The 19,394-nt window shown below is 68.9% G+C and carries 17 protein-coding genes; all 17 read left to right on the top strand.

All coding sequences use genetic code 11. The annotated features are described in order from the left end of the window. Positions 1–91: 91 nt before the first annotated feature. The 17 genes from mftA (at position 92) to ACQ5DX_RS17545 (ending at position 19,388) form a co-directional block, all read left to right on the top strand. Positions 92–184 carry a mycofactocin precursor MftA gene (mftA, locus tag ACQ5DX_RS17625; protein ID WP_107983694.1) on the top strand — a complete coding sequence of 31 codons (93 nt, stop codon included), beginning with the start codon at positions 92–94 and terminating at the stop codon, positions 182–184. Next, positions 169–489: a mycofactocin biosynthesis chaperone MftB gene (mftB, locus tag ACQ5DX_RS17620; protein ID WP_430333796.1), complete on the top strand. Its 321-nt coding sequence runs from the start codon at positions 169–171 to the stop codon at positions 487–489. The genes mftA and mftB overlap by 16 nt, the downstream gene beginning before the upstream one ends. Before the next feature lie 97 nt (positions 490–586). Then, complete coding sequence (gene mftC, locus ACQ5DX_RS17615; protein ID WP_430333795.1) at positions 587–1,804, top strand: mycofactocin radical SAM maturase; 1,218 nt, start codon at positions 587–589, stop codon at positions 1,802–1,804. A gap of 88 nt (positions 1,805–1,892) precedes the next feature. Next, entirely contained in the window at positions 1,893–3,071 is a 1,179-nt protein-coding gene (gene mftD, locus ACQ5DX_RS17610) for a pre-mycofactocin synthase MftD (protein WP_430333794.1), read from the top strand. A gap of 25 nt (positions 3,072–3,096) precedes the next feature. Beyond that, positions 3,097–5,028 (top strand): mycofactocin system FadH/OYE family oxidoreductase 1, encoded by a 1,932-nt coding sequence (locus ACQ5DX_RS17605; protein WP_430333793.1) that lies wholly within the window; start codon positions 3,097–3,099, stop codon positions 5,026–5,028. Between the two features lie 9 nt (positions 5,029–5,037). Next, positions 5,038–5,850: a mycofactocin-coupled SDR family oxidoreductase gene (locus ACQ5DX_RS17600; protein ID WP_430333792.1), complete on the top strand. Its 813-nt coding sequence runs from the start codon at positions 5,038–5,040 to the stop codon at positions 5,848–5,850. A gap of 11 nt (positions 5,851–5,861) precedes the next feature. Then, positions 5,862–7,820, top strand: a complete 1,959-nt coding sequence (locus ACQ5DX_RS17595) for a mycofactocin system FadH/OYE family oxidoreductase 2 (RefSeq protein WP_430333791.1) — start codon at positions 5,862–5,864, stop codon at positions 7,818–7,820. 17 nt (positions 7,821–7,837) lie between these two features. Beyond that, entirely contained in the window at positions 7,838–8,065 is a 228-nt protein-coding gene (locus ACQ5DX_RS17590) for a hypothetical protein (protein WP_430333790.1), read from the top strand. 37 nt (positions 8,066–8,102) lie between these two features. Continuing rightward, positions 8,103–8,783, top strand: a complete 681-nt coding sequence (gene mftE / locus ACQ5DX_RS17585; RefSeq protein ID WP_430333789.1) for a mycofactocin biosynthesis peptidyl-dipeptidase MftE — start codon at positions 8,103–8,105, stop codon at positions 8,781–8,783. 73 nt (positions 8,784–8,856) lie between these two features. Then, positions 8,857–10,254 carry a mycofactocin biosynthesis glycosyltransferase MftF gene (mftF, locus tag ACQ5DX_RS17580; protein ID WP_430333788.1) on the top strand — a complete coding sequence of 466 codons (1,398 nt, stop codon included), beginning with the start codon at positions 8,857–8,859 and terminating at the stop codon, positions 10,252–10,254. Between the two features lie 2 nt (positions 10,255–10,256). Further along, on the top strand, positions 10,257–11,735 hold the full coding sequence (mftG, locus tag ACQ5DX_RS17575) for a mycofactocin dehydrogenase MftG (protein ID WP_430333787.1): 1,479 nt from the start codon (positions 10,257–10,259) through the stop codon (positions 11,733–11,735). Between the two features lie 62 nt (positions 11,736–11,797). Continuing rightward, a complete protein-coding gene (locus ACQ5DX_RS17570) occupies positions 11,798–13,123 on the top strand; it encodes a GAF domain-containing protein (RefSeq protein WP_430333786.1) in 1,326 nt (441 codons plus the stop codon). Between the two features lie 110 nt (positions 13,124–13,233). Continuing rightward, positions 13,234–14,757: an acetaldehyde dehydrogenase ExaC gene (exaC, locus tag ACQ5DX_RS17565; protein ID WP_430333785.1), complete on the top strand. Its 1,524-nt coding sequence runs from the start codon at positions 13,234–13,236 to the stop codon at positions 14,755–14,757. A 110-nt stretch (positions 14,758–14,867) separates the two neighbouring features. Next, entirely contained in the window at positions 14,868–15,416 is a 549-nt protein-coding gene (locus ACQ5DX_RS17560) for a hypothetical protein (protein ID WP_430333784.1), read from the top strand. 63 nt (positions 15,417–15,479) lie between these two features. After that, positions 15,480–16,136, top strand: a complete 657-nt coding sequence (locus ACQ5DX_RS17555) for a YoaK family protein (protein WP_430333783.1) — start codon at positions 15,480–15,482, stop codon at positions 16,134–16,136. A gap of 116 nt (positions 16,137–16,252) precedes the next feature. Beyond that, the gene (locus tag ACQ5DX_RS17550; RefSeq protein WP_430333782.1) at positions 16,253–17,575 is read left to right on the top strand and encodes an MFS transporter; all 1,323 of its coding nucleotides are present in this window, start codon (positions 16,253–16,255) and stop codon (positions 17,573–17,575) included. Positions 17,576–17,732: 157 nt separating this feature from the next. Continuing rightward, the gene (locus ACQ5DX_RS17545; RefSeq protein ID WP_430333781.1) at positions 17,733–19,388 is read left to right on the top strand and encodes an AMP-binding protein; all 1,656 of its coding nucleotides are present in this window, start codon (positions 17,733–17,735) and stop codon (positions 19,386–19,388) included. The last annotated feature ends 6 nt before the right edge of the window (positions 19,389–19,394 follow it).

Genomic DNA, 19,394 nt, shown 5'->3' with positions numbered 1-19,394 from the left:
GATGCCATTACAGTGGTGAACCGAGTCACAGTGAAGCAGTCACTTTGGGCTCTGACTCCAGTTCCGGGGTCCGATTTTGGAGGAGGAATCGATGTCCGATCGCGACAACGTCACCGAGAGCCAGCTCGTCGAGGAGTCGCTCGTCGAAGAGGTTTCCATCGACGGCATGTGCGGCGTGTACTGATCGTGTCCGAACAAGCCGCCGGCAGCAGTTCGTCGGTTGGCACGATCGATCTCGACGCGGCGTGGAAGCTTCACCCGCAGGTGGCGCTGCGCCCCGAACCCTTCGGGGCGCTGCTCTACCACTTCGGAACGCGCAAGCTCTCGTTCCTGAAGAACCGGACCATCGTCGCGATCGTCGAAGCCCTGCCCGAGCACCCGAATGTCCGGGCAGCGCTCCAGGCCCACGGTGTCGAGGAGGATGCGGCACCGCCGTATCTGCGCGCCCTCCAGACGCTGGCCGACTCGCACATGATCGTGCCGTCCTGATCTGCGACCTTCCATTCACGTTCTGCACCCAACCAGACATCACTGAATTTCCAGACCTTCTGTTCCGCGGATTCAGCCTGATTCGAGGATTTCAGCCATGACCTCAGTTCTCGAGCCGCCGGCCCCCCAGGTGGGGCGACTGGTCGACCAATTCGAACTCGGCCTCGATGCGCCGATCTGCCTCACGTGGGAACTCACCTACGCGTGCAACCTGTCCTGCGTGCACTGCCTGTCGTCCTCGGGGCGGCGGGACCCACGCGAGTTGTCTACCGAGCAGTGCAAGTCGATCATCGACGAGCTGCAGCGCATGCAGGTCTTCTACGTCAACATCGGTGGCGGCGAGCCGACCGTGCGCTCGGACTTCTGGGAGCTCGTCGACTACGCCACCGCACATCAGGTGGGCGTGAAGTTCTCCACCAACGGCGTCAAGATCGACAAGAAGGTGGCCGAGCGCCTGGCGGCGAGCGACTACGTCGACGTCCAGATCTCGCTCGACGGCGCCACCGCCGAGGTGAACGACGCTGTGCGCGGGCCGGGTTCGTTCGCGATGGCGGTCCGGGCGCTCGAGAACCTCTCCGAGGCGGGGTTCAGGGACGCCAAGATCTCGGTCGTCGTCACCCGCGAGAACGTGAGCCAGCTCGACGAGTTCAAGGCGCTCGCGGACAAGTACGGTGCGACGCTGCGTATTACGCGGCTGCGTCCGTCCGGCCGCGGTGCCGACGTGTGGGACGACCTGCATCCCACCCAGGAGCAGCAGCGCGAGCTGTACAACTGGCTGGTCGCCAACGGCGAGGGCGTGTTGACGGGTGACTCGTTCTTCCACCTGTCGGCCTACGGTGACGCACTGCCGGGCCTGAACCTGTGCGGCGCCGGCCGCGTGGTGTGCCTGATCGACCCGATCGGCGACGTCTACGCGTGCCCCTTCGCGATCCACGACCAGTTCCTCGCCGGAAACATCGTCTCGGACGGCGGTTTCCAGCAGGTGTGGCAGCACTCCGAGCTCTTCCAGGATCTGCGGTCGCCGCAGACCGGGGGAGCCTGCAGCAAGTGCGACCACTACGACTCGTGCCGTGGCGGCTGCATGGCAGCCAAGTTCTTCACGGGCCTGCCGATGGACGGCCCGGACCCCGAGTGCGTGCAGGGCTACGGCGCGTCGGCTCTCGAGGCCGAGCGGACGGTGCCCAAGTCCAGCCAGGACCACTCACGCACCGGAAAGCGAGCCGAGCGTCGCACGCCCCAGGCGCCGGTGCCGCTCACCCTGTTGACCCGTCCTCCGGCCAAGATCTGCGACGAAAATCCGCTTGCCGGGATGTAGTTCCCGATGGCCGAATGTCACATGCGTTCAGTCCAATTGAACGCATGTGACATTCGGCCACACCCCCTGATCGAAAGAAGAGTGTGTTATGGCCAAGAGCACGTGGTTCGAGACGGTCGCCGAGGCGCAACGGCGGGCGAAGAAGCGCCTGCCCAAGTCGGTGTACGCGGCACTGGTCGCCGGTTCCGAGAAGGGGCTGACCGTCGACGACAACATCGCGGCCTTCTCCGAGCTCGGGTTCGCCCCGCACGTTGCCGGCCTGTCCGGTGAGCGCGATCTGTCGACCACCGTGATGGGGCAGCCCATCTCGATGCCCGTGATGATCTCGCCGACCGGCGTGCAGGCAGTGCACCCGGACGGCGAGGTCGCCGTCGCCCGCGCCGCCGCGGCGCGTGGCACCGCGATCGGACTGAGCTCGTTCGCCAGCAAGTCCGTCGAGGAGGTGGCGGCCGCCAACCCGCAGACCTTCTTCCAGATGTACTGGGTGGGCGACCGGGACACCCTCCTGCAGCGCATGGAGCGGGCCCGCAAGGCCGGCGCGACCGGCCTGATCATCACCCTGGACTGGTCCTTCTCCAACGGTCGCGACTGGGGCAGCCCGTCCATCCCCGAGAAGATGGACCTCAAGGCGATGTTCCAGTTCGCCCCCGAGGGCATCACCCGCCCGAAGTGGCTGTGGGAGTTCGCCAAGACGGGCAAGGTGCCGGATCTGACGACGCCGAACCTGACCGCTCCGGGCCAGGCGGCGCCCACGTTCTTCGGCGCGTACGGGCAGTGGATGGGCACGCCCCTTCCCACCTGGGAGGACGTCGCGTGGCTGCGTGAGCAGTGGGGCGGGCCCTTCATGCTCAAGGGCGTCATGCGCGTCGACGACGCCAAGCGCGCCGTGGACGCCGGTGTCTCGGCGATCTCGGTGTCGAACCACGGCGGCAACAACCTCGACGGCACTCCGGCGCCGATCCGTGCGCTGCCGGCCATCGCCGAGGCCGTCGGCGACCAGGTCGAGGTCCTGCTCGACGGCGGCATCCGCCGCGGCAGCGACGTCGTCAAGGCCCTCGCGCTCGGCGCCAGGGCCGTCATGATCGGCCGCGCCTACCTGTGGGGCCTCTCGGCGAACGGTCAGGCCGGTGTCGAGAACGTCCTCGACATCCTGCGCGGCGGCATCGACTCGGCGATTCTGGGCTTGGGCCACAAGTCGATTCACGACCTGAGCCCGAACGACCTGGTGGTCCCCGAGGGCTTCCGCCGCGACCTGGGCGTCGGCTAGACCTGCACGCGTCGAACCTGACGCGATGCGCAGCACGCTCACCGAGCAGTTCACCCTGGCCGGGCGCACCGCCCCGTCCCGGGTGCTGTTCGGTCCGCACGAGACGAACCTCGGTGACGACCGCACGCTGTCACCGCGGCACGTCGCGTACTACGCGCGACGTGCCCGCGGTGGTGCCGGACTGATCGTCACCGAGGCCGCGTCGGTCCACCCGAGCGACTGGCCGTACGAGCGCGCGCCGCTGGCAGCGGATTGTGGCTCGGGCTGGCGGGACGTGGTGGCGGCGTGCCGTCCACACGGCGCTCTGGTCCTCGCGGGGCTGGGGCACACCGGATTGCAGGGCTCGAGCGCGTGGTCGCAATCGGCGCTGTGGGCGCCGTCGAGGTTCGCCGATCCGGTCTCGCGGGAACTGCCGATGGAGATGGAACCCGCCGAGATCGCGGCCGTGATCGAGGGATTCCGGGCGGCCGCGGCACTCGCGGCGGCGTCGGACGTCGACGGCGTCGAGATCGACGCCGGGGCGTCGTCGCTGCTGCGCCAGTTCCATTCGGGCCTGACCAATCGCCGCGCCGACGCGTACGGCGCCGATCGGCTGCGTCTCACCCGCGACGTGATCGCGGCCGTCCGCAGCGAACTGGGCGACGACCGAATTCTCGCCCTGCGGCTGAGCTGCGACGAGCAGGCACCGTGGGACGGCGTGACCCCTGAGCTGGCAGCCGATCAGGCTCGCGCGCTGGCCGATTCGCTGGACCTGCTCGTGGTGGTGCGCGGTGGGCCGTACTCGTCGGCGTCCTACCGGCCGGACGGCCACACCGAACCGGGCTTCATCGTCGATCTGTGCCGGAACGTCCGCGCCGCCGTCGACGGACGGGTGCCGGTGGTGCTGCAGGGCAGCGTCGTCGACGCCGATCTCGCGCGGCAGGCGCTCGACGACGGTGTCGCCGACCTCGTCGAGATGACGCGTGCGCAGATCGCCGACCCCGACCTGGTCACCCGGGTGCGGGAGGGGCGGTCGCCGCGTCCGTGTGTGCTGTGCAACCAGACGTGCCTGGTCCGCGATCCGCGTAACCCGGTGGTGACGTGCATCGGCAACCCGTCGGCAGGGTTCGAGACGGTCGATCCGGAGCCGCTCGAGACCGCCGCCGCGGGTCCCGCGTTGGTGGTCGGTGGCGGGCCCGCCGGACTCGAGGCCGCCCGCGTGCTCGCGCAGCGCGGCTTCCGGGTCACGTTGGCGGAGAAGACTGATCGGCTCGGTGGCATGCTCCGAACGGCCGCCGCTGCGGCCGGCCGCGGACGCCTGGCGATGCTCGCGGACTGGCTCGAGGCGGAGTGTCGTCGGCTCGGCGTGGAGGTCCGTGTCGATCTCGAGGTGGGTGCCGGGGATCTCGACGCCGCGACCGACACGTCGATCGTGCTCGCGACGGGCAGCAGGCCCCGTCCGGCACCGTGTCCCGTGGGACCGGGAGTGCAGGCCACGACGGCTTCGGAGGTGCTCTCCGGATCGGTGGTGCTCGCGCCCGGCCCGGTGCTCGTGTTCGATCCGGTCGGCGGCCCCGTTGCGGTGTCCGTCGCGTTGTCGTCGGCGCGGTGCGGCCGCGACGTCGCGATCGCGACGCCCGACCAGCTGATCGGATCGCGGCTCGGCCCCACCGGCGATCTGGTGGGTGCGAATCGGCGGGTGCGCAGCGCCGGGATCGGGGTGCATCTCGCCGCAATCCCGGTGTCGGCGGCGGCCGGAGAAGTGTTGCTGGAGAACCGCTTCACGGGTGAACGTTTCGGCGTACCGTGCTCGGTGATGGTGGACTGTTCGCATCCGCTGCCGAACGAACAGTTGACCGACAGCGAGGATGTGGCGAGGGTGGGCGACTGCATCGCGCCCCGGACCGTCCTCGAAGCCGTCCGCGAGGGACGTCTCGCGGCGATATCCATGTCGCAATACGAGGTAGTCACGGGATAGGAGATCACTGTGGGACAGTTCGACGGCAAGGTCGCCTTCATCACCGGTGCGGCGCGCGGCCAGGGCCGCTCGCACGCGGTGCGCTTGGCGCGGGAGGGCGCCGCGATCATCGCGGTGGACGTGTGCAAGAGCGTCACGGACGACAGCACCTACGATGCGGCGACGGCAGACGACTTCGCGGAGACCGTCCGCCTCGTCGAGGCCGAGGGTGCAAAGATCTACGCCCGTGAGGCCGACGTCCGCGACAGCGCCGCGCTGAAGGCCGTTGTCGATGCGGGTGTGGAGCAGTTCGGCAGGCTCGACGTCGTCATCGCGAACGCGGGCATCTGCAACTGGAACCGCTTCTGGGAGATGTCGGACGAGCAGTGGGAGACCCTGATCGACATCAATCTCACGGGCGCGTTCAAGACCCTGAAGGCGGCGGTGCCGGCGATGATCGAGGGCGGCCGTGGTGGTTCGATCATCCTGGTCAGTTCGGTGGCCGGTATGAAGGGTCTGCCGGGGCAGGCACACTACGCGGCGTCGAAGTTCGGTCTGGTCGGTCTTACGCAGGCCGCGGCGAAGGAGTTGGGCGAGTTCAACATCCGCGTCAACTCGATCCACCCGTACGGTGTCAACACGCCCATGGGTACCGATCAGGGCAGCCTGGTGATCCTGCAGAAGCACCCGCACTACGGCGCGAGCTTCGCTCCGATCCTCACCGAGAAGCCGATCGCCGATCCCGACGACATCACGGATGCGGTGATGTGGCTGGCCGGTGACGGCTCCAAGACGGTCACCGCGAGCCAGGTCGCGCTGGACCAGGGCAACACCAAGGTCTGACGCCGAGCCGAATGCGTCATCCACGGTTGTTCTCCCCGCTCCGCCTCGGGCCGCATGTGTTGCGGAACCGGTTGGTGTTCACCGCGCACCTGACCAACAGCGCGCGCGGCGGCCTGCCGACCGAGCAGCACACCGCGTACTACGCGGCGCGGGCTGCGGGCGGGGTGGGGATGATCATCACCGAGGAGCAGTGTGTCCACCCGTCGGACTGGCCGTACGAGAAGGTGATTCACGGCTACCGGCCCGAGGTGGTGGACGGCTATCGAGCGATCACCCGCGCCGTGCACAGTCACGGCGCGGTGATCCTCGCGCAGCTCAACCACAACGGCGGGCAGGGTTCGGGGATGTACTCGCGGCGCCCGCTGTGGGCGCCGAGCCCCGTGCCCGATCCGCTGTTCCGCGAGGTGCCCAAGGCCCTCGACCGCGCCGAGATCGCCGAACTGGTCGACGGCTACGCGGCGGTGGCGCGGCACTGCCGGGACGGTGGGTTCGACGGCGTCGAGTTGCAGTGCTCGCAGTCGTCGCTGATCCGTGGGTTCCTGGCGTCGGGAACGAATCAGCGCACCGACAACTACGGCGGCCCGATCGAGAACCGGGCGCGGTTCCTGCTCGAGGTGATCGCCGCGATACGCGCGGAGATCGGGTCGGATTCAGTTCTGGGCGTGCGTCTCTCGGGCGACGAGCAGGTGGCCGGCGGTGTCGTGCTGGACGAGGCCGCCGCGACTGCACGCCTGGTCGAGGCGACGGGCGCCGTCGATTACGTCAACACCACCATGGGGATGGCCACCGCGACGCTGCACCTGGTGGAGCCGTCCATGGCGACACCGCGCGGGTACGCGCTGCACATCTCCGAGGCGATCCGCGACGCGGTCCGACTGCCGGTGATCGGCGTGGGACGACTGAAGGAGCCGGCCGAGGCGGAACGGGCGCTCGCCGACGGTCGCTGCAACCTGGTGGGTGTGGTGCGCGGCCAGATCGCGGACCCGGAGTTCGTGGACAAGGCGCGGCGCGGCGCCGACGAGGAGATCCGGACCTGCCTGTCGTGCAATCAGGAGTGCGTCGGCCGCATGGGGCTGGGCCGCTGGCTCGGATGTGTCGAGAATCCGCGTGCGGGAAGAGAATCGGTGCCGCTCCCGACGCCGCGGTTGCGCCGCCGTCGAGTGGTCGTGGTCGGTGGTGGGCCGGCCGGTCTGTCGGCGGCAGCGACCGCGGCCGAGCGCGGGCACCACGTGACGCTGTTCGAGCGGGCGGATGTCGTGGGCGGGCAGATCAGAGTGGCGTCGTCGGCGGCGGGCCGTGGCGAGTTGGGTGATCTGGTGCGGAATCTCGAGCGCGAGTGTGCGCACCGCGGCGTGCAGGTCGTGACGGGCACCGAGGCGACGGTCGAATCGCTGCTCGGGGAGTCACCGGACGTCGTGGTGGTCGCGACGGGTGCGCGTCCGGTGCGTCCCTGGTGGGCGGGGCAGTGCCCGCGTGTGGTGCATGCCCGCGAGGTGCTCGAGGGTGCGGCGGCGCCGGCCGGCCGGGTCTTGGTGGTCGACGAGTTGGGCTTCCAGCAGGGACCGTCGGTGGCGGAGACGTTGGCGGCCCGCGGTTGTGCGGTGACGATCTGCACTCCGGGGATGATCGTCGGCCAGGACCTCGGGATCACCCTGGACATGGAGGGGTGGCTGCAGCGCGCGCACCGCGCCGGCATCGAGCAGTGGACCGACGTCGCGGTGAGCGGGGCCGACGGGGGAGCCGACGGCGTGCCGGTGACGTTGGCCAACCACTTGACCGGTACCGAGTTCGAAGCCGCGTTCGACTGGGTGGTTTGTGCGATCCATCAGGAACCCGAGGACGGATTGTGGAAGGCGTTGTCGGGCAGCGATTCACTGCCGTTCGAGGTGCACCGGATCGGGGATGCGGTGACGCCTCGGCGATCGCATGCCGCGGTGCTCGAAGGGCATCGCGTCGCGGTCTCGGTGTAGACGGTTCGGGCTGCGCGGTGATTGCGCTTCTCGGACGGGAGAGCTGCCTCGAGTTGACCGCCTGGGCGCGTGAGGCATACGGCTCCCTCGTCGACGGTGTCGTGATCGCCGACGACGGTTCCGGCAACCCCATGTGGATTGCCGCCGACGGAACGGTTCGGCTCGTCGATCACGACAACGGCAACGCGGTCGTGCAACTCGCTCCCGATTTCCGAACGCTGCTCGCGGACAACGTCCACGACTGAATCCGTCCCGGACGGCGCGCCCGCATACGATCGTGCGATGCACCTCGCCCGCACCCCGTGGCCGGATGTCGCGCGCGACGAACTGACGGTCGCGGTCCCGGTCGGCTCGTTCGAGCAACACGGTCCTCATCTTCCGCTGGACACCGACACCCGGATCGCGTCGGCGGTGGCACGCGCCCTCACCGGTGTCGTGGTCGCGCCGGCGATCGAGTACGGCGCGAGCGGCGAGCACGAGGGGTTCGCCGGGACGATCTCGCTCGGCAGCGCCGCGCTGGAAATGCTGCTCGTCGAGTACGGCCGGTCGGCGTGTCGGTGGGCGCGGCGTGTCGTGTTCGTCAACGGGCACGGCGGCAACGGTCCCGCGCTGGTGAAGGCCGTCGAACTGCTGCGGTACGAGGGGCGCGACGTCGCCTGGCTTCCGTGCGCGGTGCCGGGCGCCGACGCGCATGCCGGGCGGACAGAAACATCCCTGCTGCTGCATCTTTCACCCGACGACGTCGAGCTGGGCCGCGCGGAGGTCGGCAACACCGCGCCGATCGCCGAATTGATGCCGGCGTTGCGGGCAGGTGGCATGCTCGCGGCCACCGCGAACGGGGTCCTGGGGGATCCCACCGGCGCCTCCGCGGAGGAGGGGCGGCGGTTGTTCGACGACCTCATCGTCCGGGCCCGCAGGGCGGTCTCGGGCTGGTCGCCGCGGCCCGACGGGCGAATCGTGTGACGGGTGTGGTGATACGTCCGGGCTTTTTGCGGCAAGTTCTGCCCAACGTCCGATTCGCCCTTACCATCGTGTGATGCACGAACCGCGATTGCCCGACGGGTTCGGGATCCGTATCGATCCCAAGGTGCGCGCCTACTCCGGTGGTCGGGTCCTCATCGGCGGCTCGCCCACACGTATGCTGAAGCTCGCACCGGCCGCGGCCCGGATGATCGGCGACGGCTACCTCGAAGTCGTGGATTCGCAGTCGGCCGTCGTCGCGCGCCGGTTGCTCGACTCCGGGATCGCCAACCCGCGACCGATGAGCACGCCGTCCCCGAGCGACGTCACGGTCGTCGTGCCGCTGCGCGACAACGTCGAGGGCATTGCGCGCCTCATCCGCGTGCTCCGCGGCCTCGAGGTCGTCGTGGTCGACGACGGATCGACCGTCCCGGTCGAGCTGCCCGAGCTGTCCGAGTGCTCCGCGCGCGTGACGCTCCTGCGGCACGAGCGGTCCCGCGGCCCCGCCGCGGCACGCAACACCGGATTCCGTTCTGCGAAAACGCCGTTCGTGGCGTTCCTCGACTCGGACGTGGTCCCGCGGACGGGATGGCTCGAGCGCATGCTGGGACATTTCAGCGATCCGGCCGTCGCCTTGGTGGCGCCGCGCATCGTCGCGCTCGAGCCGGAGGGCGCTGCGCTGGCCCGCTACGAGCACACGCGGTCGTCCCTCGACCTCGGCCGCAAGGAGGCCGCGGTCCGGTCCGGAAGCCCGGTGTCGTACGTGCCGAGCGCAGCGATGCTGGTGCGCCGCGACGTGCTGGTGGAGACCGGGGGATTCGACGAGTCGATGCACGTCGCCGAGGACGTCGACCTGTGCTGGCGGCTGCAGGAGGCCGGCTGGCGGCTGCGCTACGAACCGGTCGCGCACGTTGCGCACGACCATCGCGTCTCGTTCCGCAAGTGGTTCACCCGCAAGATGTTCTACGGCACCGGCGCGGCCCCGCTCGCGGCGCGGCACGACGGCATGGTTCCGCCGGTCGCGATGTCGAAGTGGACGCTGATGTCCGTTCTGGCCGCCGCGAGTTGCACCCGGATCGGGCTCCTGTCCGGCCTCGCGACGGTCCTGATCACGGTGCTGCGCCTGCGCCGCACGTTCGCCGATCTCGACCAGCCCACCCGGATCGCGACGGCGTTGGCTGCGCGTGGTTTCGGGAACGGTGCGTGGCAACTCGCGTCCGCCATGTGGCGCTCGTACTGGCCGATCACCCTGCTGGCGATGCTGGTCTCCCGACGCGTCCGCAGACTCGCGGTGGCGGTGGCCGTCACCGAGGGCGTCGTCGACTGGGCGACGCACCGGGAGCCGGGCGGGTTGGGCCCGGTGCGCCACACCGTGTACAAGCGCCTCGACGACGTCGCGTACGGAACGGGGCTCTGGCAGGGTGCCATCCGCGCCCGGGACCTGCGGGCGCTCGAGCCCCGCATCGGCAACTGACGGTGGTATCGACCACCGAGGTCCCGGAATCGGCGGATGTCGTCGTGGTGGGCGGCGGCTCCTGCGGAAGCGTCCTCGCCGGCCGGCTCAGCGAGGACCCCAGCCGCACCGTCGTACTCGTCGAATCGGGCCCGGGCCATCGCATTCCCGCGGAGTTCCCGCCCGAGTTGGTCGACGCGGGCGTGCTGCCGGTGGGGCCGGACAGCCGTTGGATCTGGCCGTACCCCGTGGAGTTGACCAGCGGCCGGTCGGGATGGATCGCCCGCGGCCGGGTGCTCGGTGGTTCGGGCGCGGTCAACGGCGGCTACTTCCAGCGGGCGCGGGTGGAGGACTTCGACCACTGGCCGGAGTCGTGGTCGTACGAGCACGTCCTGCCGTTCTTCAAGGCGATCGAGACCGATGCGGACTTCGCCGGTCCCTATCACGGTGCGAGCGGTCCGATCCCGGTCCGGCGCGAACCACCGGAACAGTGGCATCCGATCAGTGCCGCCTTCGCCGACGTCGCCCACGCCGCCGGCCATCCCGACGACCCCGACAAGAACGCCCCCGGCTCGCACGGGATCGGTCCGGTGCCGTTGAACATCAGGGGAGGCGTCCGGGTGGGACCGGCGTCGGCCTACCTGCTGCCGAACCTCGACCGGCCCAACCTCACCATCCGGTCCGACACCACCGTCACCCGTGTCCTGTTCTCCGGCGCCCGGGTCGTGGGGCTCGAGGTGGCTACCGACTCCACCGTGCGCATGATCCACACGTCGACGGTGATCCTCACCGCCGGCGCCGTCGCGACCCCACACCTGTTGATGCTCTCCGGTGTCGGCGACGCTCGGCACCTGTCGGAGCTGGGGATCCCGGTGGTCGCGGACCTACCGGCGGTGGGCGCGCAGTTCACCGATCACCCCGAGGTGGTGGTGCCGTACCGGTACCGGCGTCCGGTCCCGCGGACCCGGCAGACGCCCGCCCTGCAGGTGACCTTGAACACCGACGACATCGAGATACGCCCCTACACAGCGTCGTTCGGTGACCTCATTCCGGGGTCGGGGATCGGCCAGCCGTGCCTGGGCGTCGTGCTGATGAAACCGCAGAGCCGCGGCGAGATCCGCCTCGTATCGGCCGACCCGGCGGATGCGCCGCGCGTGTCGTACCGCTACCTCGAGTCCGCCGACGACCGGCGGGCGCTGCGCGAGGCGGTGATCCACGCCGCCGACCTCATGTCCAGGGGACCGATGAGTCGACTCCTGGACCCCGAACCGATCGAGATGTCCGATGCGTGGCTGTCCGATCATCTGGGCACCTCGCTGCACCTGTCCGGGAGCTGTCGAATGGGTTCCGGCGAGGACTCGTCGGTGGTCGACGATCGGTGCCGAGTGCACGGAATCGACGGGCTGTTCGTGGTCGACACGTCGATCCTGCCGTCGGTCCCGAGCCGCGGACCACACGCCACCGCCGTCATGGTGGCCGAACGTGCCAGTACCTTCCTCTGAAAGCGCTACAGTTGGCGCAACTTTGAGGTGGTAGGCGGGATTGGTGCGAGACGGAGGCGCCGATGGCACAGCGTGAACCCGGGCCGCGCAATCCGTGGATTGCGGTGCGGCCCGGCGATGACGTCGCCGTGCTCGCCGAACGCAACTCGTGGGCCCACCAGCAGTTCGTCGAGTCCACGCAGGTCGACACGGAACCCCAGGCCGAGGCCGAAACCGTGCGTGACGTGGTCCATCAGTCGTGGGTGCGCAGCCGCGGGAACGGCGTCAGCCCCGACCTCATCGACGACGAGGTGGTGCTCGACGGGACGGCGCTCGAAGAGTACCGCGCCCGGCATCCGCTCGCAGCGATCCGTCCGGTCGTCCGCAAGCTGCTCGTCGAGGACGCCACCGACACCGGTCTCCTCGTCGCGATGAGCGATGCCAACGGTCGCTTGTTATGGATCGAGGGTGATTCCTCGGCCAAGGATCGGGCGTTGGACATCAACTTCGTCGAGGGCTCGGACTGGAGCGAGGACCGCGTGGGCACCAACGCGCCCGGCACCGCACTCGCGCTCGACCACAGCGTCCAGATCTTCGCGGCAGAGCACTTCAACAGGGCCATGCACGCATGGAGTTGCTCGGCAGCGCCCGTCCACGATCCGGAAACCGGTCGGATCATCGGTGCGCTCGACATCACCGGCGGCCCGCGGGTCGCGGTGCCCGAGGCGCTCGCCCTCGTTCGCGCGACGGCGGTGGCGGTCGAAGCCGAACTCCGATTACAGGCACTCGCGTTGCCGCGGCCGGCGACGACGTCGACCCCGCGGCTCGAGGTTCTGGGGTCACAGCGCCCCGCACTGGTGGTCGACGGCGAACGTCACGAACTGCCGCGGCGTCACGCCGAGATCCTGCTGCTGTTGGCCGAGCATCCCGAGGGGCTGGGCGCGGATCATCTCGCGGTGCTGCTCGACGAGGACGAACTCGACGCGGTGACCGTCCGCGCCGAGATGTCGAGGTTACGAAAGGTCTTCGGGGCGGAGCGGCTCGGTTCGCGGCCGTACCGTCTGCTCACGCCACTCGAGTCCGACGTCGGCGAGGTGCGGTCGTACCTCGACCGCGGCGACGTCTCGTCGGCGCTGCGCCTGTACGACGGTCCGGTCCTGGCCGGATCGGACGCGCCCGGTGTCACCGAGGTCCGTGACGACCTGCGCGCGCGGATGCGGGCGACGGTGCTGCGGGCGGGGGACACCCAGCTGCTCTCGAAGTGGACCAATTCGATCCACGGCCGCCAGGACCTGGCGGCGTGGGCGGCGTACCTGTTGACGCTCGACCCCGCCTCGGCGCTGCACGCGCAGGTCGAGGCGCACGTGCGTCTGCTCGATCGGCGGTTCGGCGGGAGCGCGTGGCGCTAGCGGCCGCCGCGCGGTCGTGACCGCTTCGGCAACGTATTTGCAACGTATGTCCGACTAGGGTTCCTGTGCCACACCACCTCGGCGGGGTGGCAGCACAGACAGGAGCCTCGATGACCATCTATGCGCGTCCCGGTTCGCCCGGCGCCCTGATGTCCTTCGAATCGCGGTACGGCAACTGGATCAGCGGCGAGTGGGTCGCGCCGGTGAAGGGAATGTACTTCGAGAATCCGACTCCGGTGACCGGTCAAACGTTCTGTGAGGTTCCGCGTTCCACCGCCGAGGACATCGAACTCGCACTCGATGCGGCCCACGCCGCGGCGCCCGCATGGGGGCGGACGTCGGTGGCCGAGCGGGCGCTGATCCTGCACAAGATCGCCGATCGGATGGAGCAGAACCTCGAGCGGCTCGCGTTGGCCGAATCGTGGGACAACGGTAAGCCGATCCGCGAATGCCTCCGCGCCGACATTCCGCTCGCGATCGACCACTTCCGGTACTTCGCGGGCGCGATCCGGGCGCAGGAGGGCACGCTGTCGGAGATCGACGCCGACACCGTCGCCTACCACTTCCGGGAGCCGCTCGGCGTCGTCGGGCAGATCGTCCCGTGGAACTTCCCGATCCTCATGTCGGCTTGGAAGCTTGCGCCGGCCCTGGCGGCGGGAAACGCGGTCGTGCTCAAGCCCGCCGAGCAGACGCCGGCCTCGGTGCTCTACCTCCTGTCGATCATCGGCGACCTGATCCCGCCGGGAGTCCTCAACGTCGTCAACGGATTCGGGCCGGAGGCCGGTCGGCCGCTCGCGGCGAGCCCCCGGATCAAGAAGGTCGCGTTCACGGGTGAGACCACCACGGGCCGGAAGGTGATGCAGTACGCCGCGCAGAACCTGATCCCGGCCACCCTCGAACTGGGTGGCAAGAGCCCCAACATCTTCTTCTCCGACGTCCTCGCCGCCGCCGACGACTACCAGGACAAGGCGCTCGAGGGCTTCACGATGTTCGCGCTCAACCAGGGTGAGGTGTGCGCGTGTCCGTCGCGCGCGCTGATCCAGGATGACATCTTCGACGACTTCCTCGCGCTCGCGAAGATCCGATCCAAGGCCGTCCGGCAGGGCAATCCGCTCGACACCGAGACGATGATCGGCGCGCAGGCGTCGAGCGCTCAGCTCGAGAGGATCCTGTCGTACATCGAGATCGGCAAGAACGAGGGCGCTCGTCTGGTCACCGGCGGCGAGCGAGCCGAGCTTGACGGCGACCTCGCCGGCGGGTTCTACGTCCAGCCCACGATCTTCACCGGTACCAACGACATGCGGATCTTCCAGGAGGAGATCTTCGGTCCGGTCGTGTCGGTGACGTCGTTCAGCGACTTCGACGAGGCCATCGAGATCGCCAACGACACCGTCTACGGGCTCGGGGCGGGGGTGTGGACCCGCGACGGGACGGTCGCCTACCGCGCCGGACGTGCCATCCAGGCCGGCCGGGTGTGGACCAACACGTACCACCGCTATCCGGCGCACGCGGCGTTCGGCGGATACAAGCAGTCCGGTATCGGCCGCGAGAACCATCACATGATGCTCGACCACTACCAGCAGACGAAGAATCTGCTCGTCAGTTACACGTCGAAGTCGCAGGGCTTCTTCTGAGCCACCCGCGCGGACGGGTCGGTGACGCCTGGCTGTGGTCGACGGCCGCACAGTGCTGGACTTCGCGTAGGTTCTCGAGGGACACGTTTCGAGAACACGAGGAGTACACGATGGCCTTCGCGGGCAACGTCGACGAACTGGCACTGTTGCAGACGATCCGGTTGAAGGGACAGGTCACGGCCGACGTCCTCGCGGCGCAACTCGGGGTCGCCGTCGCGTCCGCGGAGGCGGCACGCGACGCGCTGCTCACGCAGGGCAAGGCGGAGCAGACGGGTGACGGCACGTTCGCGCTGACCGACGCGGGCCTGACCGAACTCGGCGATCAGCTCGACGCCGAGCGCGTCTCGATCGACGAGGACTCCATCGCCGAGATCCACGAGCGCTTCCTCGAGCTCGACGGGCCGCTGCGCGAGGCCACCGCCGCTGCCGACGTCGACGCCCTCGCGGCGCTCGACAAGCAGGCCCAGGACGTGTTCGACGACGTCTCGGCGTTCGTGCCGCGCCTGTCGCGTTACCAGGATCTGTTCGCCGAGGCGCTGCTGAAGGTGAAGGCAGGCGAGACCGAGTGGATCGCCGCCCCGGGAATCGCCTCGTACGCCACCGTGTGGGGCGAGATCGCGCGTGAGCTGCGCGGCGCGTGCGGACTCGACGAGGAGTAGTCCGCCGCCCGACACAGTGACCACCCGCCCGTCACCGGGCGGGTGCGGGACTATGTTCCAGGCATGGTGCTGCACTACCCCCGCGGCGTCGCGGTCGTCGCGGTATTCCTTTCCGCCCTGGCGGGGTTCGTGGACGCGATGGGATTCATCACGCTCGGTGGATACTTCGTGTCGTTCATGAGTGGGAACTCCACCAAGCTGGCGGTCTCGCTGGGCGACGGATTGGTGGGTACCGCGCTCACCGGCGCCGGCATCGTCGCACTGTTCGTGCTCGGTGTGATGGCCGGATCCTTCACAGGCCGGACGGCCGGGCGCCGTCACCGTCCGGCGGTGCTGGCGCTCGTCACCACCTTCCTCGTCCTTGCCGCGACGGCCCACCTTCTGGATGCCACCCCCGTCACGATCGCGCTGATCGTGCTCGCGATGGGTGCAGAGAACGCGACGTTCGAGCGCGAGGGTGAGGTGAGCATCAGCCTCACCTACATGACCGGCACTCTCGTGAAGATGGGACAGCGTCTCGTCACCGCCCTGACGGGCGGCGAACGATGGGGGTGGGTCCGGCACTTTCTGCTGTGGTCGGCCATGGTTCTGGGCGCCACTCTCGGGGCGGTCGCGCATCGCTTCCTCGGCTTGAACGCGTTGTGGTTGGCGGCGTTGTGGGCAGCGGTACTCGCGTTTCTCCTCGCCCGGATGTCACCTCCCGTCCCGACCCGGGGGTGACCCGGATCACTTCCACCCCCTTTCGGGGGTAGTTGGTAGGTGACCCAGATCACTACCTTTCCTCGCAGTCGCTGACGCCAATCGGGGCGTCGCGCTCGGCTCGAGAAGAGGGATCCATGACGACAGTGTCGCCATCGGTCGGCTCGGCGATCGCAGCCTCCCCGCGCACCAGCGTGCACAGGGTGGCCGTCGCGAGTTGTATCGGAACGACGATCGAGTTCTACGACTTCTTCATCTACGGAACCGCTGCAGCACTGGTCTTCCCGACGGTGTTCTTCCCTGCGCTCGGTTCCACCGCCGGTACCGTCGCGTCGTTCGCGACCTTCGCGGTGGCGTTCGTCGCCCGGCCCGTGGGCGCAATGTTGTTCGGGCACTACGGCGACCGGATCGGTCGCAAGAAGACCCTCGTCTCGACGCTCCTGCTGATGGGCATCTCGACGTTGCTCATCGGTTTGCTCCCGGGCGCGGCGACGATCGGGGTCGCGGCGCCGATCATCCTCGTGCTGCTGCGCTTCGGTCAGGGCTTCGCCGTCGGTGGGGAGTGGGCGGGCGCGACCCTGCTCACCGCGGAGTACGCGCCGCCGGGCAAGCGCGGGCTGTACGCGATGTTCCCGCAGTTGGGTCCGGCCGTCGCGTTCGTGCTGTCCAGCAGCACATTCATCATCACGGGTGCGGTCTTCGGTGACGCCAACGAGACGTTCCTCAGTTGGGGCTGGCGGGTGCCGTTCGTGTTCTCCATCGTCCTCGTCGCGATCGGGCTGTACATGCGACTGGCCATCGAGGAGACGCCGGTGTTCCGGGCGCAGCAGGCGGACGACGCCGCATCGGGTCCCCGCACGCTGCCCTTCCTCGACGCGTGGCGGTACCAGACCAAGGAGATCCTGCTCTCGGGTGGTGCGCTCGCGACGCTGTTCGCGCTCTTCTACATGGGCACCGCGTTCCTCACCAGCTACGGAACCAAGACGCTCGGCTTCAGCCGCCCGTTCGTGCTCACGGTCGGTATCGTCGCGGCGATCGTCTTCGGCGGCGCCATCGTCGTCTCGGCGCTGTACTCCGACCGGATCGGCCGGCGCCGGGTCATCATGATCTCCTGCGTGCTCGCGGTGATCTGGGCGCTGGTGCTGTTCCCGCTGCTCGACACCGGGTCCGCGGCAGCCTTCGTCGTCGGCATGTGCGTCACGCTCGCCATCTTCGGCATGGCCTACGGACCGTGCGGAGCCCTGCTGCCGGAGATGTTCCACACCCGCTACCGCTACACCGGCGCCGGACTCGGCTACAACCTCGCCGGGGTGCTCGGCGGCGCGATCCCGCCGCTGATCGCGGCACCGCTGGCCTCGTCCTTCGGCAGCTTCGCGATCGGACTGATGCTCGCGGTGCTGGGTGTCATCAGCTTCGTGTGCACCAAGGCGCTGGTCGAGACCAAGGACCGCGCGCTCTGACCCACCCTTCCGGGTCGGGGGTGTTCGAACTCTGAACAGTTGGCGACGCCCCCGACCCGCGACTATGTCCTAGATCACACTCCGCGAGTACTTTGGGGAGGCCGGTGCCGCCGGGCTTCCCCGTGGGTGCCGGGCCCCGGCGCCTGGAGAGGAAACGATGACCACAACCGCTTCGCTGCACGCACCACTGCCGAGTTACACGTCGGGAACGTGGGATGCGCCGATGCTGGGCGACACGATCGGTGACAACTTCGATCGGACGGTCGCCGCGCACGGCGACCGGGATGCGTTGATCGATCGGGGTTCGGGACGCCGGTGGACCTACCGCGAGTTGGCCGCGGACGTGGACGCGGTCGCGGCCGGGCTGCTCGGCATCGGGATCGGGAAGGGCGATCGGGTCGGGATCTGGGCGCCGAACTGCGCGGAGTGGACGATGGTGCAGTACGCGACGGCGAAGATCGGCGCGATCCTGGTCAACATCAACCCCGCCTACCGGTCGCACGAGTTGCAGTACGTGCTCGACCAGGCCGGGATCCGGATGCTGATCGCGGCGCCGTCGTTCAAGACGTCGGACTACGGCGCCATGATCGAGCAGGTGCGGCCGGAGTGCGCCGCGCTCGAGCACGTCGTGCTGCTCGGCGACGCGGAGTGGGACGAGCTCTTCGAGAACGGGCGCCGGGCCCTCGGCGACGGCCGTGACGTGCTTGCCCGAGCGCAGGCCACGCTCTCCGCCGACGACCCGATCAACATCCAGTACACCTCGGGGACAACGGGTTTCCCGAAGGGTGCGACGCTCAGTCACCACAACATCCTCAACAACGGCTATTTCGTCGGCGAGTTGTGCGGGTACACCGAACAGGACCGGGTGTGCCTCCCGGTGCCGTTCTACCACTGCTTCGGGATGGTGATGGGCAACCTCGCCTGCACCAGCCACGGGGCCGCGATGGTGATTCCCGGTCTATCGTTCGACCCTTCCGCGACGTTGGCGGCGGTGCAGGCCGAACGCTGCACGTCGCTGTACGGGGTGCCGACGATGTTCATCGCCGAACTCGCCGACCCGAACTTCGAAGCCTACGACCTGTCGAGCCTGCGGACCGGGATCATGGCCGGCTCGCCGTGCCCGGTGGAGGTGATGAAACAGGTCATCGAGCGGATGGGCATGGCCGAGGTGTCCATCTGTTACGGGATGACGGAGACGTCGCCGGTGTCGCTGCAGACCCGCCGCGACGACACCATCGACCAGCGGGTATCGACCGTCGGGAGGGTGGGGCCGCATCTCGAGGTGAAGATCGTCGACCCCGCGACCGGGTTGACGGTGCCGCGCGGCGAGCCGGGTGAGTTGTGTACCCGCGGGTACTCGGTGATGCTCGGCTACTGGGACAACCCGGACAAGACCGCCGAGGCGATCGACTCCGCGCGGTGGATGCACACCGGCGACATCGGGGTGATGGACACCGACGGCTACGTCGCGATCACCGGCCGGATCAAGGACATGGTGATCCGCGGTGGTGAGAACGTCTACCCACGCGAGATCGAGGAATTCCTCTACACCCACCCCGACGTCCTCGACGCCCAGGTGATCGGCGTCCCCGACGACAAGTACGGGGAGGAACTGATGGTGTGGATCCGGATGCGCGAGGGCGCAGCGCCCCTCGACGCCGAGTCGTTGCGCGCGTTCTGCACCGGAAAGCTCGCCCACTACAAGATCCCCCGCTACGTCCACCTCGTGGACGAGTTCCCCATGACCGTCACCGGCAAGATCCGCAAGATCGAGATGCGGGAGATGTCGATCGAACTGATCGATCGGGCCTGACCGGAA

The sequence above is a fragment of the Rhodococcus sp. ACT016 genome (genome assembly GCF_050477185.1).
GTDB lineage: Bacteria > Actinomycetota > Actinomycetes > Mycobacteriales > Mycobacteriaceae > Prescottella.
The sequence above is the reverse complement of the archived record's forward strand: the minus strand, read 5'-3'. Positions and strand labels throughout refer to the sequence as shown.

Bases quoted from the DNA above. Each gene is read 5' to 3' on its own strand.
- mftA (WP_107983694.1), top strand. From the start codon at position 92: ATGTCCGATCGCGACAACGTCACCGAGAGCCAGCTCGTCGAGGAGTCG.
- mftC (WP_430333795.1), top strand. From the start codon at position 587: ATGACCTCAGTTCTCGAGCCGCCGGCCCCCCAGGTGGGGCGACTGGTC.
- mftD (WP_430333794.1), top strand. From the start codon at position 1,893: ATGGCCAAGAGCACGTGGTTCGAGACGGTCGCCGAGGCGCAACGGCGG.
- ACQ5DX_RS17605 (WP_430333793.1), top strand. From the start codon at position 3,097: ATGCGCAGCACGCTCACCGAGCAGTTCACCCTGGCCGGGCGCACCGCC.
- ACQ5DX_RS17595 (WP_430333791.1), top strand. From the start codon at position 5,862: ATGCGTCATCCACGGTTGTTCTCCCCGCTCCGCCTCGGGCCGCATGTG.
- mftE (WP_430333789.1), top strand. From the start codon at position 8,103: ATGCACCTCGCCCGCACCCCGTGGCCGGATGTCGCGCGCGACGAACTG.
- mftF (WP_430333788.1), top strand. From the start codon at position 8,857: ATGCACGAACCGCGATTGCCCGACGGGTTCGGGATCCGTATCGATCCC.
- ACQ5DX_RS17570 (WP_430333786.1), top strand. From the start codon at position 11,798: ATGGCACAGCGTGAACCCGGGCCGCGCAATCCGTGGATTGCGGTGCGG.
- exaC (WP_430333785.1), top strand. From the start codon at position 13,234: ATGACCATCTATGCGCGTCCCGGTTCGCCCGGCGCCCTGATGTCCTTC.
- ACQ5DX_RS17560 (WP_430333784.1), top strand. From the start codon at position 14,868: ATGGCCTTCGCGGGCAACGTCGACGAACTGGCACTGTTGCAGACGATC.
- ACQ5DX_RS17555 (WP_430333783.1), top strand. From the start codon at position 15,480: ATGGTGCTGCACTACCCCCGCGGCGTCGCGGTCGTCGCGGTATTCCTT.
- ACQ5DX_RS17550 (WP_430333782.1), top strand. From the start codon at position 16,253: ATGACGACAGTGTCGCCATCGGTCGGCTCGGCGATCGCAGCCTCCCCG.
- ACQ5DX_RS17545 (WP_430333781.1), top strand. From the start codon at position 17,733: ATGACCACAACCGCTTCGCTGCACGCACCACTGCCGAGTTACACGTCG.